This window comes from Cardiobacterium sp. Marseille-Q4385, assembly GCF_916618745.1.
GTDB lineage: Bacteria > Pseudomonadota > Gammaproteobacteria > Cardiobacteriales > Cardiobacteriaceae > Cardiobacterium.
Genome location: NZ_OU745373.1, coordinates 1975984 through 1991289 on the forward strand (window position 1 = coordinate 1975984; position 15306 = coordinate 1991289).

Annotated in this window: 13 protein-coding genes; 3 read left to right on the forward strand and 10 right to left on the reverse strand. The window is 59.4% G+C overall.

Annotated features, from left to right (window positions below; all coding sequences use genetic code 11):
- Positions 1 to 6: 6 nt before the first annotated feature.
- On the forward strand, positions 7 to 2673 hold the full coding sequence (infB, locus tag LG374_RS09405) for a translation initiation factor IF-2 (protein ID WP_225757451.1): 2667 nt from the start codon (positions 7 to 9) through the stop codon (positions 2671 to 2673).
- Positions 2673 to 3074 carry a 30S ribosome-binding factor RbfA gene (gene rbfA, locus LG374_RS09410; RefSeq protein WP_225757452.1) on the forward strand — a complete coding sequence of 134 codons (402 nt, stop codon included), beginning with the start codon at positions 2673 to 2675 and terminating at the stop codon, positions 3072 to 3074. Before infB ends, rbfA begins: the two co-directional genes overlap by 1 nt.
- A gap of 60 nt (positions 3075 to 3134) precedes the next feature.
- Here the strand turns inward: rbfA and lpxA are convergent, their stop codons facing one another.
- The 5 genes from lpxA to bamA are packed head-to-tail and all read right to left on the reverse strand — an operon-like array spanning position 3135 to position 8448.
- The gene (lpxA, locus tag LG374_RS09415; RefSeq protein ID WP_225757453.1) at positions 3135 to 3911 is read right to left on the reverse strand and encodes an acyl-ACP--UDP-N-acetylglucosamine O-acyltransferase; all 777 of its coding nucleotides are present in this window, start codon (positions 3909 to 3911) and stop codon (positions 3135 to 3137) included.
- Between the two features lie 2 nt (positions 3912 to 3913).
- Complete coding sequence (fabZ, locus tag LG374_RS09420; protein ID WP_366144689.1) at positions 3914 to 4387, reverse strand: 3-hydroxyacyl-ACP dehydratase FabZ; 474 nt, start codon at positions 4385 to 4387, stop codon at positions 3914 to 3916.
- 7 nt (positions 4388 to 4394) lie between these two features.
- Complete coding sequence (lpxD, locus tag LG374_RS09425) at positions 4395 to 5369, reverse strand: UDP-3-O-(3-hydroxymyristoyl)glucosamine N-acyltransferase (RefSeq protein ID WP_225757454.1); 975 nt, start codon at positions 5367 to 5369, stop codon at positions 4395 to 4397.
- Positions 5366 to 6103, reverse strand: a complete 738-nt coding sequence (locus tag LG374_RS09430; RefSeq protein ID WP_225757455.1) for an OmpH family outer membrane protein — start codon at positions 6101 to 6103, stop codon at positions 5366 to 5368. Before LG374_RS09430 ends, lpxD begins: the two co-directional genes overlap by 4 nt.
- A gap of 50 nt (positions 6104 to 6153) precedes the next feature.
- Entirely contained in the window at positions 6154 to 8448 is a 2295-nt protein-coding gene (gene bamA, locus LG374_RS09435) for an outer membrane protein assembly factor BamA (protein WP_225757456.1), read from the reverse strand.
- A 138-nt stretch (positions 8449 to 8586) separates the two neighbouring features.
- Here bamA and LG374_RS09440 point away from each other — a divergent pair, with 138 nt between their 5' ends.
- Entirely contained in the window at positions 8587 to 8958 is a 372-nt protein-coding gene (locus LG374_RS09440; protein WP_225758020.1) for a VOC family protein, read from the forward strand.
- 6 nt (positions 8959 to 8964) lie between these two features.
- Here the strand turns inward: LG374_RS09440 and LG374_RS09445 are convergent, their stop codons facing one another.
- The 5 genes from LG374_RS09445 to LG374_RS09465 all read right to left on the reverse strand — a co-directional run bounded on the left by LG374_RS09445 (position 8965) and on the right by LG374_RS09465 (position 14904).
- Positions 8965 to 9723, reverse strand: a complete 759-nt coding sequence (locus tag LG374_RS09445) for a DUF4261 domain-containing protein (protein ID WP_225757457.1) — start codon at positions 9721 to 9723, stop codon at positions 8965 to 8967.
- An 18-nt stretch (positions 9724 to 9741) separates the two neighbouring features.
- Positions 9742 to 10533 (reverse strand): pseudouridine synthase, encoded by a 792-nt coding sequence (locus LG374_RS09450; RefSeq protein WP_225757458.1) that lies wholly within the window; start codon positions 10531 to 10533, stop codon positions 9742 to 9744.
- Positions 10530 to 11042 carry an SMC-Scp complex subunit ScpB gene (scpB, locus tag LG374_RS09455; RefSeq protein ID WP_225757459.1) on the reverse strand — a complete coding sequence of 171 codons (513 nt, stop codon included), beginning with the start codon at positions 11040 to 11042 and terminating at the stop codon, positions 10530 to 10532. The genes LG374_RS09450 and scpB overlap by 4 nt, the downstream gene beginning before the upstream one ends.
- 129 nt (positions 11043 to 11171) lie before the next feature.
- Positions 11172 to 13574, reverse strand: a complete 2403-nt coding sequence (gyrB, locus tag LG374_RS09460) for a DNA topoisomerase (ATP-hydrolyzing) subunit B (RefSeq protein ID WP_225757460.1) — start codon at positions 13572 to 13574, stop codon at positions 11172 to 11174.
- A gap of 100 nt (positions 13575 to 13674) precedes the next feature.
- On the reverse strand, positions 13675 to 14904 hold the full coding sequence (locus LG374_RS09465; RefSeq protein ID WP_225757461.1) for an aromatic amino acid transport family protein: 1230 nt from the start codon (positions 14902 to 14904) through the stop codon (positions 13675 to 13677).
- Positions 14905 to 15306 lie beyond the last annotated feature (402 nt).

Genomic DNA, 15306 nt, shown 5'->3' on the forward strand with positions numbered 1-15306 from the left:
AAAACAATGACAACAGTCGCAGAAGTAGCCAAACAACTGAAAATACCGGTGGATCGCCTGATGGCGCAGCTTGCCGAAGCGGGCATTAACGTACAAGACACCGGGGATGAACTCAGCCCCGCACAAAAAGTTGCCCTGACCAAACACATGGCGGCAAAAAAAACCGGTGGCAACAAAAAACTCAGCCTGAAAGACAGCAAAGCTGGCAACAAAACCAGCAGTAGCGCCAAACCCGTCGAGAAAAAGAATGCCGCCGAAGGCGCTGCTAAAAAACCGCGTAGTAGCAGTGCGAAAAAAAGTGGCGAGAAAAAACTGAGCCCGCTAGAAATCGCCAAACAAATGGCCGAACAGCAGCGTCTCGCCCAGGGTGAAGCCATGCGTGACAGCGAAACGCGTGCCCGTGAAGAAGCCCAGGCTGCCGAAGCGCGCCGCATCGCCGAAGAAGCGGCACGCAAAGAGCGCAAAGAGCAAGAAGAAAAAGCCGCCATAGCCGCCGAAGAAGCACGCCGCAAGGCCGAAACATCGCTAGCCGCCTCACTCGCCGAGCAAGAAAAGCAGCGGCAACTACGCGAGGCCGAAGAAGCGAAAAAGAACGCCGAAGCGCAGTTGCGCAAGCATGAAGCGCGTGAAAAAGAAGCCGCCAAAGAACACGCCGAGCTCGAACGTCAGCGCCAAGAAGCCCTGCAAGACGTCGCCAAGCGGGAAAACTACGAAGAAGAAGCCGAAAGCCGCTTCCATATTCAGTCGCGCGAACGTGGCGCCAGTAGCAAAAGCAAAACCGAACGCGGTGGCAAACGCGGCGGGCGTGGCGAGGACGAACCGCGCCGTAGCAGCGGTGGTGGGCGCGGCGGACGCGGCAAACCCTCGCGTGAGAACGAGCGCAAAGGCGGCAAATTCGAAAAACCCGTTGCCCCCGTCTCACGTGAAGTGCGTATCCCGGAAACCATCACTGTCGGTGAATTGGCACAGAAAATGAGCGTCAAAGCGGGCGAACTGATCAAAGTCATGATGAAACTGGGTTCGATGGTGACCATCAACCAGTTGCTAGACCAGGAAACCGCTGCGCTTGTCGCCGAAGAAATGGGACACCAGTACATTCTGCTCAAAGAAAACGAACTCGAAGCGCAAGTCATGGCTGAAGCCGACGAAGACGCGGGTAACATCATCCAGCGTGCGCCGGTCGTGACCATCATGGGTCACGTTGACCACGGTAAAACCTCGCTGCTTGACTACATCCGCAAGACCAAAGTCGTCGCCGGCGAAGCGGGTGGTATTACCCAGCACATCGGCGCCTACCGCGTGCAAACCCCGAAGGGCACTATCACCTTCCTTGATACCCCGGGTCACGCCGCCTTTACCGCCATGCGTGCACGTGGTGCGGATGCGACCGATATAGTCATTCTCGTCGTCGCCGCTGACGATGGCGTCATGCCGCAGACCATCGAGGCCATCCAGCACGCGAGTGCCGCCAACGTGCCGCTCATCGTCGCTGTCAACAAAATCGACAAGCCCGATGCCGATCCGGAAAAAGTCAAATCCGAACTGACCCAATACGGCGTTGTCGCCGAAGACTGGGGCGGCGAAAACCTCTTTGCTAACGTTTCGGCGAAAAGCGGCGAAGGCATTGACGACCTGCTCGACAAAGTCCTCATCCAGGCCGAAGTTCTCGAACTCACCGCACCATCGACCGGCATGGGGCGCGGCGTCGTCATCGAGTCCCGCCTTGACCGTGGTCGCGGTAGCGTTGCCACTGTCCTTGTCCAGTCCGGCGTTGTTAAAAAAGGCGACATCATGCTGGCCGGTATGGAATACGGCAAAATCCGCGCCATGCTTGACGAAAACGGCAACGAACTGCAAGAAGCGGGTGCCTCGACGCCGGTGGAAATCCTCGGCCTCTCCGGTACGCCGAACGCGGGGGATGAAGTTGTCATCGTCGAAAACGAACGCAAAGCGCGCGAAATTGCCAACTTCCGCCAGGGCAAATTCAAAGAGATCAAAATTGCCCGTCAGCAAAAGGCCAAACTGGAAAACCTCTTTGCCAACACCAGCAGCGGCGAAGTCCAGAGCGTCAACCTGATGATCAAGGCCGACGTACAAGGCTCGGTGGAAGCGCTGTCCGACTCGTTACTCAAACTTGCAACCGACGAAGTCAAAGTCAACATCATCGCTTCCGGCATCGGCGGTATCACCGAATCCGACGTGCAGCTCGCTATCGCCTCCGAAGCCATCATCATCGCCTTTAACGTCCGCGCCGACGCCAATGCGAAAAAACTGGTCGAAAGCGAAGGGGTGGATCTGCGTTACTACAGCATCATTTACGAGGCTATCGACCAGGTCAAAGCGGCGATGCAAGGCCTGCTCTCACCGGAAGTGCGCGAAGACATCATCGGCCTTGCCGAAGTGCGCGAAGTCTTCCGTTCCTCCAAATTTGGCACAGTGGCCGGCTGTATCGTCGAAGACGGCGTCCTCAAACGCAACAACCCCATCCGCGTCCTGCGCAACAACGTCGTCATCTACGAAGGCGCGCTCGAATCCCTGCGCCGCTTCAAAGACGACGTTAGCGAAGTGCGTGCAGGCACCGAATGCGGCCTCGGCGTGAAAAACTACAACGATGTGCGTATCGGTGACCAAATCGAATGCTACGAACGCGTTTCCGTCGAAAGGACCCTGTGATGCAACACAACAAACACGGCGACCGCACTCGCCGCATCGGCGAACAAATCCGGCGCGACCTCGCGCCGAGCCTCATTGCGCAAATCCTCAATCACCCGCACGCCTCGCTACTGTCGATTACGGCAGTGCGGGTGACGCGTGATCTGTCCTTTGCCAAAGTGTACGTTACTCACGTCATCAGTGATCCGGACGAACGTCAGGATCTCATCCGCGCGCTGAACGAACATGCTGGCCAGTTCCGTCACTATCTCGCGCAAAAGCTCACCACGCGCAAAGTGCCGGAACTCACTTTCGTTTACGACGAATCCGTGGAATACGGCGCGCGCATGGACAATCTTCTGCACGATTTGGTGAAAGACCTGCCACCGGCTGAAGGGGATGATGAAGCCCTGGCGCCATAAGTAATTTTTCCAAGAAAAAAGCCGCAGAGTAACTGCGGCTTTTTTTATCTGACTGACGGTTCAGCGGGTCAGGCCGCGTTTACCGACGATATTGTTGAGGAAGGTGGCGATTTTTTGCGCCGGGGCGGATTCTGCCGCAAGCGCGTTGATTTTGTCGCGTGCTTCGTCCAGCAGCAGGTTTTCCTGATAGAGGTGGTGGTGGCAGCGTTTGATCATGGCGATATCCTCGGCGCTGAAATGATGGCGTTTCAGGCCTTCGAGGTTGATGCCCGCGATGCGCGCCGGGGATTCGACCACAAGCGAGTAGGGCGCGACGTTCTGTTTGACCCCCGCGCAGTAGCCAACCATGGTGTAGGCACCGATGTGCACGAATTGGTACACCAGCGCGAAGCCGCCCATGACGACGTGATCCTCGATGTGGACATGGCCGGCGAGGGTGACGTTGTTGGCGATGGTGGTGTCGTCGCCGATGACGCAGTCATGCGCGAGGTGGACGTAGGCCATGATCCAGTTGTCGTTGCCGAGAATGGTGGTGCCGATGTCCTGCACGGTGCCCCGGTTGAAGGTGGTGTATTCGCGGATGGTGTTGTTGTCGCCGATTTGCAGGGTGGTCGCTTCGCCGCCGTATTTTTTGTCCTGCGGCGCGGCGCCCAGCGAGGCGAAGGGGTAGATGTGGTTGTTTTTGCCGATGCGGGTCGGGCCTTCGATGACGACGTGCGGGGCGATGGTGGTGCCGCTGTCAATGTGCACGTCTGCGCCGATGACGCTGTATGCACCGATGTTGACGTCCGGCGCGAGTTCGGCCTTGGGGTCGATGATGGCGGTTGGGTGGATCATGTTTATCCTCCTCTGCCTGCAGTGGTGCACATGATTTCCGCTTCGCAGACGAGTTTGTCGTCTACGTGCGCTTCGGCGTTGAATGACCAGATGCCGCGCCGTGAGCGGATAATGTTGATGTCGAAATGCAGTTGGTCACCGGGGACGACGGTTTTGCGGAAGCGGGCTTTGTCGATGCCGACGAAGAAGTAGATGTTGTCTTCTTCGGGGATGTCGGGCAGGCCGAGTTCTTTACGGCCGCTTTTTACGCCGAGGATGCCGGCGGCTTGCGCCATGGCCTCGATGACCAGTACGCCGGGCATGACGGCTTTACCGGGGAAGTGTCCCTGAAAGAAGGGTTCGTTAGCACTGACGTTTTTGATGGCTTTGATGTATTTGCCAACTTCGATGTCGGTGACGCGGTCTATCAGCAGGAAGGGGTAGCGGTGCGGCAGGTAGCGGCGGATTTCTTCGATGTCCATGATGGTGGGGTGCATAGGAGGCTCACTTTTCTTTGGCTAGGAGTTTGAGTTTGGCGAAGAATTTTTTCCATTGTAGCGCGGGCATGGCCGGGATACCGGAGGAGTAGGCGCCTGGTTGGTGGATGCTTTTGCTGATGGAGGAGTGTCCGGTGAACTGGGCGCCGTCGCAGATGGTGATGTGGCCAGTGAAGACGCAGGCACCACCGACGACGCAGTATTTGCCGAAGGTGACGGAGCCGGCGATGACGGCGGAGCCGGCGATAACGGTGTGATCGCCGATGTGGACGTTGTGTCCAATCTGGATGTGGTTGTCGAGTTTGACGCCGTTACCGATGATGGTGTCGCTCACCGCGCCCCGGTCAATGGTGGTACAGGCGCCAATTTCGACGTCATCACCGATGCGCACACCGCCGAGCTGGGCGACGGGCAGCCAGCGGCCGTCTTCAAAGTTGTTACCGAAGCCGCGTTCGCCAATGACGGCATTGGCGAGGATATTGGCGCGTGCCCCGATTGTGGTTTTTTCAAGGATGCGCACACCGGAACCGATGTTGCTGTCGCGCCCGATGGTTACGCCGTCCGCGATGTAGGCAAGCGGGGCAATGCGGCAGCCGTCGCCAATGTTTGCGCCTGCACCGATAACGGCACCAGCACCGATGCTGACGTCCGCGCCGAGGATAGCACTGGGATCAATATGTGCCTGCGGCGAGATGGTGGGTGGTGGGAATGGTGGGGCGAAGTCGTCAGCGAGGTGGCGCCAGGCGCGTTTGACGTCTTTGACGATGATTTGGGTTATCGGCGCTTCGGGATAGGCTTCGCTGACGAGAACAGCGGCGAGACGGCTTGTCGGCAGGTATTGGCGGTAGTGCGCGTCGGCAAGGAAGCCGATCTCGCCCGCTTGGCCGTCTTGCAGGGTGCCGACGCCGTGGATGGGGGTAGCGGGGTCGCCGTGGAGAGTGCCGCCAAGCCGGACGGCGATATCGCCTGCGTTGGTCTTCATGGTTTTCCTGCCTTGTTTTGCAGTCGTTTGATGATGAGCGGGCTGAGATCGGCGCGTTCGCTGACGTAGAAGACGCCGATATCGTTCAGGATGATGTCATAGCCCGCTTCTTTGGCGTGGCTGAGGATTTCGTCGCCGATCATTTTTTGCAGTTTAGCCATTTCTTCGTTGCGGCGGACGTTGATGTTGTCGCGGTAGTCGCTGTCGCGGCGGCTGACGTCGCGACGTTTGTTGATGACCTGACGTTCGAGTTCGTTGTAGGCGTCGCCGTGGCGGATGGTTTCCAGACGGCGTTCCATGTCGCGCAGTTCGCTTTGCGCTTGCAGCAGGGCATCCCGCTCAACGCCGAATTCGCGTTCTAGGCGTTCGTTAACTTCGTCACGCTGCGGCGCGGCAGCCATGATGCGGCGGAAATTGACGAAGCCGATGCGCAGGTCGGCGGGGTCAACGCTATCCGTCGCTTGGGCGGAGGGAGTGGGCGGCGTGGCATCGGCGGCGTTGTAGTCACGATTTTTGTCAGCCGGGGCTGCAGCGGCAGGTTGGGTAGGGTGTTCGGGCGGCGTGACATCAGCGGCGTTGTAGTCGCGGTTTTCGCCAGCCGGGGTTGCTGTTGGACTGTCAGCAGTTGGTGTCGCGGGGGCAGGTGTTGCCGCTGAGGCGGTAGATGTATCCGCTTCTTGGGCGTGCAAGGTAGCGGCAAGGACGAGGAGTGCCGCCAGCGGTAGTGTTTTCATGGTGTGGTCGGGTAGGTGGTGCCGCGCCGTCCGTGGCGTGGCAGGATGGTTTAGAAGCCCATGCCGAAGCTGAACTGGAAGGCTTCTTTCTCGTCGCCATCTTTTTTCTTGATGGGTACGGCGTAGCTCAGGTTAAGCGGCCCCAAGGGGGACATCCACTGCACGAAGAGACCGCCGGAATAGCGGAATTCGCCGAGGTCGAAGTCTTTGGGCTTGCTGTACACGTTACCGAAGTCAATGAAGGTGCCGACGCGGACGTTGTTGGATTTTTCGTTGATTTTCCACGGGGTCATCAGCTCAACGCCACCGACGGTACGGAAGTCGCCACCAGAGGTGTCGCCGTTGCTGTAACGCGGGCCGAGCGAGCTGTGCTCGAAGCCACGCACAGTGGTGAGGCCGCCGGCGTAGTAGTGACGGTAGAAGGGCAGGTCATCGGTTTTGCCGTAACCACCACCGTAAGCGATGTCGCCCCGCAGGCCGAGGATGAGGCTTTTATCGTCGTTAAGCGGGAAATAGGTGCGGTTGCGGTAACCGATTTTGTAGTAGGTGTCGTCCGAACCGGGCAGGGTAATTTCGCCGCTGATTTTGTTCAGGCTGCCTTTGGTCGGCAGGTAGGTGTTGTCCTGGGTATCTTTGTTCCAGGCAAGGGTGACGACGCCTTCTTTGTAACGGCGGCCTTTTTTATTGAGGTAATCGGTGATTTCGCTTGCGACGTTATCGCCGGTGTTGATTTTCAGGGTGCGGAAGCCGCCGCCAAAATAGACGCTCTGGTATTCGGTAAGCGGGTAACCGAAGGTGATGGTGGCATCCAGGGTATCCGCCGCCCAGTCGGACAGGCGCTCTTTGCGGTAATTGGTTTTGCTGTAATCAAAGGCGTAGTTGATGCTGACGCCGTCGGCGGTGAAGTACGGATCGGTGAAATCGAAGCCGTAACGCTGTTCGGACGAGCTTTTGCCGAAGTTGATGCCGAGCGAGTTACCGGTGCCGAGGAAGTTGTTGTCGTTGTATTCGAGATTAAACAGCGCACCGCTGCTTTGTCCGTAGCCGACGCCGCCCTGGATACTGCTGGTGCTGCGTTCGGTAATTTTGTATTCGAGGTCAACCTGGTCGGGGGTGCCGGGGACGGGGTGGATGGCTTGTTCGAGGGTTTCCACTTGCGGCAAGCGGCGCAGGCGCTCTTCCGAGCGGGCGACATCAGAACCGGAATAGAGGCTGGCTTCCTGTTGGCGCAGTTCACGACGCAGCACACGGTCGTAGGTTTTGGTGTTGCCGGTGAAGCCGATTTGCCGCACATAGGTCTTGATGCCGGGGGTAACGAGGATGTCAAAGCTCACTTCGCCGCTCAGTTTGTCGGCATTCGGCACGACGTTCACTTGAGCCTGGGCATAGCCTTCGTCAGCCAGGCGGGTGCGCAGGGCGTCGGTGCTCTTGCGTACTTCGCTGCGGTTGTAGCGATCCCCGGGTTTGAAGGTGATGAGCGATTCGAGCTCGGTGCGCGGCACGATGAGATCGCCCTGCAACTGATAACCTTTGACGCGATAGACCTTGCCTTCGTCCACGTTGACAGTGAGGTAAATCCATTTGCGGTCAGGTGAGAGCGAAACCTGGGTCGAAGTCACGGCGAAATCCATGAAGCCCCGGTCGCGGTAGAAGGATTCGAGGCGGTCGATATCCGCTTGCAGCTTGTCGCGGTCGTATTGATCAGACTTGGTCAGCCAGGAATTCCAGCGCGGGGTCGAGGTATCGAAGAGGGAAACGAGCTGTTTGTCGGAATAAATCTTGTTGCCGACGATGTCGATTTGCTTGATGCGGCTGGAACGCCCTTCGCTGATATCGAGATCGATGGCGACACGGCCTCGCGGCAGCTGGCGCACCTTCGGATCAATTTTTACCGCGTATTTGCTGCGTGCCTGATACTGCTCGGTAAGCTCCTGCACCAACTGCTGCAACATCTGCGGATTGTAAGCCTGTCCCTCGCTGATACCGGCGGCGGATAGCGCCTTTTGCAAATCTTCCGATTTCAGGTCGCGGTTGCCTTTGAGATTGACCTCGGCGATGACAGGGAATTCCTCCACCTGCACCACCAGCACATTGCCGTCGCGGGCGAGGCGGACTTGCGAAAAGAGGTTGGATTTATACAGGGCGTCAATGGCCTGGGCGCTGTTTGCCATATCAAACTGCTGGCCAGCGGCGACAGGCAAATAAGTGAAGACCGTGCCGGCGGAAATCCGCTGCAAACCTTCAATACGAATATCGGCGACCCGGAAAGATTCGGCGTGTGCCGAGAGGGAGAAAAAGAGGACTGCGGCACAGGGTAAAACCCGCGTTTTCAGCGTGTTGCGCATAATGAAGAACCATCAAAAAGGGTTGATTTGAAAGGGCGGCATCATAACAAAGGGCAGAAAGGGCGGCAATGGAAGCGCGGCGGGGCAGCGGCTTATAATCGCGGCGTTTTGCCAATCACACAGGGGGAAATTTTGAGGATGCATCATGTGGCGCTGATTGTCGCCGATTACACGCGCAGCAAGCGCTTTTACACCGAAATCCTGGGGCTGGAAATCCTTGCCGAACACTACCGCGCTGCACGCGATTCCTGGAAGCTGGATCTTGGCAGCGATGGGCACTACCTGCTCGAACTTTTTTCCTTTCCTGACCCGCCACCACGCCCGAATAGTCCGGAAGCCTGCGGCTTGCGCCATCTTGCCTTCGTGGTGGACGACGTAGCCGCCCAGCGGGCGGCGTTACAGGCGAAAGGCGTGGATTGCGAAGCGGTACGCATTGATGAATACACCGGCAAGGCCTTTTTCTTCATTAAAGACCCGGACGGGCTGCCGATAGAGTTTTATCAGGGGTAAAGCGGCTTAGTAGGCGATTTTCAGCGTTTCTTCGGCGATGCCAGCGACGCGTGACGAGCGGGTAATCGCCAGTTTTTCATCTTCGCTGAAACCGATGGTCTCGCCGTCGCGCAGGGTTACATCGTTGGCGATGAGGTAATCGCAGATGCCGCATAGGAAAGTGAATAGCTCGTTCGGTTCGTGCCGGCTGGCGAGGATTTCCAGTTCCATTTTGTTGAATTGTTCCAGGCCGATGGTGTAGGCGTTGCTGCCGCCTTCGTCACCATACAGGCCGATGAAAATCCACGCCATGATGGGCAGTTCGCCGTGGCGCAGGGCATTGCACATATCTTGATAGAAGTCCGGTGCGAGAACGGTGCCGGAGGTGTAGATGCCCAGTGCGTTGTCATCGGCAAGACAGGCGCAGACCAGTTTGCTGTACAGACTCATCACGGTGATGGGGGTTGCAGCGTCGTTACCGAGCGGCATGACCACGACCAGCAGATGCGCCTGATGCTGGCGTGCAGCCCCGACAGCATCCCAGCGGAAATAGTGGAAGGCGGCATTCAGTGCGACCCGTTCAGCTTCACCGCCGAGAACGGGCGCGGGCATCAGTGCTACCGAGCAGAGCAGGCCGTTGACGTTAAACATCAGCGAATCTTCCGCGACGGTCGGTGTGTCGCCGCTATCGGGTACGATGCCCCAGTCGCGTTGCAGGGCGTCGAGAATGCGGGCAGGGTCGTAGCGTTTTTCTTTGAGCAGAATGAAGCCTTGGGCGTGTCGCATGGGATTCTCCGCTTGGGTTCAGCGTGGACCGGGGGTGCGGGCCGGGCCTTTTTTGGGGCGGATCGGTTCGAGCAGGGCGTTGGTTTCGCCGGGGGTGAGCAGGCGGTAGCGGCCTTGTGCGAGTTCTTTCGGCAGGGTCACGTTGCCGAAGCGGATACGTTTCAGGCGGCTGACCTGGCAGCCGACGGCTTCCCACAGGCGGCGCACTTCGCGGTTGCGTCCTTCTTTGAGGGTGACGCTGAAGTAGCGGTTGTACTGGCTGTCGTCTTCGTGCAGGGCTTGCAGCGGCATAATGTCGTCGAAGCGGGCGAAGCCGTCATCGAGTTCGATGCCGTGGCGCAGGGCTTCCAGTGTGCTCTCGCTGACGTCGCCGGCGACGCGTACCCAGTATTCGCGCGGGATTTCAGCGCTGGGGTGCATCAGGCGGTGGGCGAGGGCGCCATCGTTGGTGAAGAGCAGGAGGCCGGCGGTGTTGAGGTCGAGGCGGCCGACGCTGACCCAGCGGCCCTGGCGTATTTTCGGCAGGCGGTCGAAGACGCTGGGGCGGCCTTCGGGGTCGTGGCGAGTGCAGATTTCGCCCGGCGGTTTGTGGTACATCAGGATTTGGCGCGGGTTTTTTTGTTCCGGCGAGACACGCAGCGGGCGGCCGTCCAGGCTGAAGCGTTCGTGTCCGCTGACGGCCTGGCCGATTTCGGCGGGTTTGCCGTTCACTTTGAGGCGGCCTGCGCGGATCCAGTCTTCGATTTCGCGGCGCGAGCCGTGGCCACGCGCGGCCAGCCATTTTTGGATGCGTTCTTTGGGTTCTTTCATGCGGGGTCTCCGTCTTCTTCGGGTAGGGCGGGCAGCGCGTCGAGGCTGGCCACGGAAAAGTCGTTCAGGAATTGGGTGGTGGTTGCCAGCAGTTCGGGGCGGCCAGGCACTTCTTTGGTGCCGATGACTTCGATCCATTCGAGGTCGAAGAGTTGGCGGTAGATGCCGCTGCTGGTGGTCACGCCGCGCACGGCGTCGATTTCGGCGCGGGTGACGGGCTGGTGGTAGGCGATGTAGGCGAGGGTTTCCCAGAAAGCGCGCGAGTAGCGCACCGGCTGGGCTTCGGCGAAGGCAGCGACGGCCTCGAAATAGTCGCTGCGCAGTTGCAGGCGCCAGCCGTCTTTGACCTGGACGAGGGTCATTGCCGAGGTTTCGTAACGCGCGGCGAGGTCGTCCAGCGCGGTGCAGACGGCGTCTTCGCTGGTGGCGAGCGCCTGCGCGAGTTGGGCAGTGCTGACGGCCTCGTCACGGGTGAAGAGGATGGCTTCGATGCGGCGGGATAGGTTCAAAAGGATGCCTTAGTGGAAGGTAAATGCGTCAAGCGGGGTAATAGCGCGGTTTATGCGTTGCCGTCGCGCTTGGTAACGGTGGGCTAAAGCCCACCCTACGTTTTTTTTGTGGTACGCGCGCGGTTTGGCTCAGATGTCGATATTGGCACTGTTGGCGTTGTCTTCGATGAAGGCGCGGCGTGGTTCGACTTCTTCGCCCATCAGGGTGGTGAAAATTTCATCCGCGAGGCGCGCGTCTTTGAGCTGGACTTGCAGCATGCGGCGCACGGCGGGGTCGAGCGTGGTTTCCCACAGTTGGTCCGGGTTCATTTCACCGAGGCCTTTGTAGCGCTGGATTTCGTAGGCGCGTTTGCCTTCGGCGAGCAGGGCGGTGATGACCTGGTGGAAGTGTTCGACTTCGATGCGTTCTTTGCTGTTGGTGAAGTAGGCGCCTTCGCCGAGCATGCCGCGCACTTTTTGCCCGAAACTGTTGATGCGGCGGTATTCGTTGCTGTCGGCAAAGTGCGGGTCAATGTAGTTGTGGTGCTGGTTGGCGTGTTGTTCGATGCGGATGTCGATGCGCGGGTTGTCGCCCGGCAGGTAGTCGGCGGTGAGGGTGACGCCGGCCTCAGCGAAGCGGGCAAGTTGCTGGCGGTAGGCGGCAAGCCATGTCTGCATGGCGTCTGCGTCGGCGAAGGTGGCGCGGCTGAGTTCGGGCGCTTCGACGAGCGCACGCAGGACGCGATTATCGTAGCGGTGCGAGAGGCGCTTGATCAGGCCGTCGATCACGGCGTGTTCGCGCGCGAGTGCTTCGAAGGCGCTTTTGCTGATGGCGGGGGCGTCGGCAGAGAGGTGCAGGCTGGCGTCGTCCAGTGCCTGGGTGAGCAGCAGTTCGTTCAGTTCGTGGTCGTCTTTGAGGTATTGTTTGTTGCGGCCTTTGCTGGCGCGGTAGAGCGGCGGCTGGGCGATGTAGATGTGTCCACGCTCAACGAGTTCGGGCATTTGCCGGTAGAAGAAGGTGAGGAGCAGGGTGCGGATGTGCGCGCCGTCCACGTCGGCATCGGTCATGATGATGATGCGGTGGTAGCGCAATTTGGCAGCGTCGAAGTCGTCTTTGCCGATGCCGGTGCCGAGCGCGGTGATCAGGGTGCCGATTTCCGCCGAGCCGAGCATTTTGTCGAAGCGGGCTTTTTCGACGTTGAGGATTTTGCCTTTGAGCGGCAGGATGGCCTGGAATTTGCGGTTACGCCCCTGTTTGGCCGAACCGCCTGCGGAGTCACCTTCCACGATAAAGATTTCGGAGAGGGCAGGGTCTTTTTCCTGGCAGTCGGCGAGTTTGCCGGGTAGGCCTGCGATGTCGAGCACGTCTTTGCGCCGCGTCATTTCGCGGGCTTTGCGCGCGGCTTCGCGGGCGCGGGCGGCGTCGACGATTTTGCCGGCGATGATTTTGGCTTCTTGCGGGTTTTCCAGCAGGTATTCTTTGAGTTTTTCGCCAAGGACGCTTTCCACGGCGCTTTTGACTTCGCTGGAGACGAGTTTGTCTTTGGTTTGCGAGCTGAATTTGGGGTCGTGCACTTTCACGGAGACGATGGCAGTCAGTCCTTCGCGCGCGTCATCGCCGCTGGTCGCGATTTTCGCTTTTTTCAGGAGGCCTTCTTCTTCCATGTAGACGTTCAGGGTGCGGGTCATTGCTGCGCGGAAGCCGGCCAGGTGGGTGCCGCCGTCGCGCTGCGGGATGTTGTTGGTGAAGCAGTAGACGTTTTCCTGGTAGCTGTCATTCCATTGCAGGGAGATTTCGACGTACACACCGTCTTTGTCGGCGCTGCAATAGAAGATGGTGGGGTGGATGGGGGTTTTGTTGCGGTTGAGGTATTCGGTGAAGGCGCGCACGCCGCCTTCGTATTCGTAGGTCTGGGTTTTGTTGGTGCGTTCGTCGCTCAGGGTGATGCGCACGCCCGCGTTCAGGAAGGAGAGTTCTTGCAGGCGTTTGGCAAGGGTGTCGTAGTCGTAAACGACGTTGCCGAAGGTGTCGGAGCTCGCGAGGAAGTTGATTTCGGTGCCGCTCTCTGCCGTGTCGCCGATGACGGCCAGCGGTGCGTCGGGTTCGCCGTGGTGGTAGTGCTGCTGGTGGATATGGCCGTCGCGGCGGATGGTCATGGTCAGGCGTTCGGAGAGGGCGTTGACCACGGAGACGCCGACGCCGTGCAGGCCGCCGGAGACTTTGTAGCTGTTGTCGTCGAATTTGCCGCCTGCGTGCAGCACGGTCATGATAACTTCGGCAGCACTGCGGCCTTCTTCGGGGTGGATGTCCACCGGGATGCCGCGCCCGTTGTCACGCACGGTGATGGATTCGTCCTGGTGGATGATGACGCTGATTTCGCTGCAATAGCCGGCGAGGGCTTCGTCAATGGCGTTATCGACGACTTCAAAGACCATGTGGTGCAGGCCGCTGCCGTCGTCGGTGTTGCCGATGTACATGCCCGGGCGGGTGCGGACGGCTTCGAGGCCTTTCAAAACGCGGATGTTGGAGGAGTCGTATTTTTTTTCGGTCATGGTCGTTCCCGTGGGCTGTACAAAGGCGCGCATTTTAGCATAAACGGCGGTTTTACCGCCGTTTTCTGCTTGCAAATGGGGGGATATTGCCCCCTGTTTTTCAGCCCTGATAGACGGGCAGTTTGTGCAGCATGTTGAGGAAGTGGAAGAGGGCGACGAGGATGCCGTAGAGGAAAACGGCGGCGAGCAGGGCTGATCCGCCCGGCACGGTATAGCCGGTGGTGCCGTGGCGCGCGCGTGTTTTCCACACCAGCGCGGCAGGCACCATACAGGTCCAGATGGTGGCGACTGCGCCGGCGTAGCCTATCGCCATCGTGAAGCCCATCGGCCAGAGCAGCGAGCAGACGAGCGGCGGCAGGAAGGTGGCAAGCCAGGTTTGGCTGCGCCCCAGGCGGTTGTCCGCGAAGTGGAAGGTGTCGGCGAGGTAATCGAAGACGCCGAGGCCGACGCCGATGAAGGAGGAAACGACGGCACCGAGGGCGAAGGCACTGATGATATTGCCCAGTTGGCTGCTGTGCAGGATGGTACCAAGTTTGGCGGTGAGGACATTGACGCTGTCATCGGCGGATGCGATGGGGGCGAGTTCGCTGCGCGGCAGGTTGCCGAAGATGGACAGCGTCCACAGCAGGTAAATGCCCATTGCCAGCAGCGTGCCGTACAGAATGGCGCGCGCCGCCTTTTTCTCTTCGCCGTAATAGGCGCGCATCGAGGTGACGGAGTGGTGGTAGCCAAACGAGGTCAGGCAGACGGGCAGGAAGGCGAGGATGTAGCGGGCATAACTGTCGTCGCTGCCGGCAGGGTGGGGCAGGCGGTTGAGCAGGGTATTCAGATGCACACCGCTGATAAGGCCGTAAATGCTGAACAGGAAGGTCGCGACCATGAAGACGATCAGCAATACCGAAATGCGGTCCACCGCGCGGGTCGAGTGCCAGACGAAAGCGCCACCGACGAGGCAGGCAAGGATGGAGGCGAATTTGCTGTTCAGCGCATTGTCCGTCAATTGTTGCAGCGTACCGCCCATGGTGGTGATGTAGGCATAAAGGAGAATGCCGCCGACAAAATATACGGCGAGGTTGTTGATGATGTTGATCTGTGAGCCAAGCACATCGCGGGTGACGGTGTTAAACGACGCGCGCAGGTCGTAGTGCTTGTAGGCTTCAAGCAACAGCCAGCCGGAGAGCGTCATCATCAGCATGGTGAGGACGATGGCGGCGGTGGCCCACAACGACCAGGCACCGGCTCCGGCAAGCGGCAGGGCAAGCATCCCTGCACCGACGCAGACCCCGGCGATGATGCAGGCACCGCCGATAAGGGAAGGTTGTTTGTTCATGAAGATTCCTGTGGTTGAGAGGGGACGGGGATAATGCCGCGTTGACCGGGGTTGCGCAAGGCGGAACCAGTGTTTGTCCCGCTTGACGGGGGCAAATACGGGCTCGCCAAGCGGCGTCGTTACTGGGCTCGTCAAGCGGCGTCGTTTCTGGGCTCGTCAAGCGGCGTGGTTACTGGGTCCGTCAAGCGGCGTGGTTACTGGGTCCGTCAAGCGGCGTGGTTACTGGCTTCGCCAAGCGGCGTGGTTACTGGGCTCGTCAAGCGGCGTGGTTACTGGGCTCGCCAAGCGGCGTCGTTACTGGGCTCGCCAAGCGGCGTCGTTACTGGGCTCGCCAAGCGGCGTGGTTACTGGGCTCGCCAAGCGGCGTGGTTACTGGGCTCGTCAAGCGGCGTAGTTACTGGG

Coding starts and splice junctions, on each gene's coding strand:
- infB (WP_225757451.1), top strand. CDS start 7: ATGACAACAGTCGCAGAAGTAGCCAAACAACTGAAAATACCGGTGGAT.
- rbfA (WP_225757452.1), top strand. CDS start 2,673: ATGCAACACAACAAACACGGCGACCGCACTCGCCGCATCGGCGAACAA.
- lpxA (WP_225757453.1), bottom strand. CDS start 3,911: ATGATCCACCCAACCGCCATCATCGACCCCAAGGCCGAACTCGCGCCG.
- fabZ (WP_366144689.1), bottom strand. CDS start 4,387: ATGCACCCCACCATCATGGACATCGAAGAAATCCGCCGCTACCTGCCG.
- lpxD (WP_225757454.1), bottom strand. CDS start 5,369: ATGAAGACCAACGCAGGCGATATCGCCGTCCGGCTTGGCGGCACTCTC.
- LG374_RS09430 (WP_225757455.1), bottom strand. CDS start 6,103: ATGAAAACACTACCGCTGGCGGCACTCCTCGTCCTTGCCGCTACCTTG.
- bamA (WP_225757456.1), bottom strand. CDS start 8,448: ATGCGCAACACGCTGAAAACGCGGGTTTTACCCTGTGCCGCAGTCCTC.
- LG374_RS09440 (WP_225758020.1), top strand. CDS start 8,587: ATGCATCATGTGGCGCTGATTGTCGCCGATTACACGCGCAGCAAGCGC.
- LG374_RS09445 (WP_225757457.1), bottom strand. CDS start 9,723: ATGCGACACGCCCAAGGCTTCATTCTGCTCAAAGAAAAACGCTACGAC.
- LG374_RS09450 (WP_225757458.1), bottom strand. CDS start 10,533: ATGAAAGAACCCAAAGAACGCATCCAAAAATGGCTGGCCGCGCGTGGC.
- gyrB (WP_225757460.1), bottom strand. CDS start 13,574: ATGACCGAAAAAAAATACGACTCCTCCAACATCCGCGTTTTGAAAGGC.
- LG374_RS09465 (WP_225757461.1), bottom strand. CDS start 14,904: ATGAACAAACAACCTTCCCTTATCGGCGGTGCCTGCATCATCGCCGGG.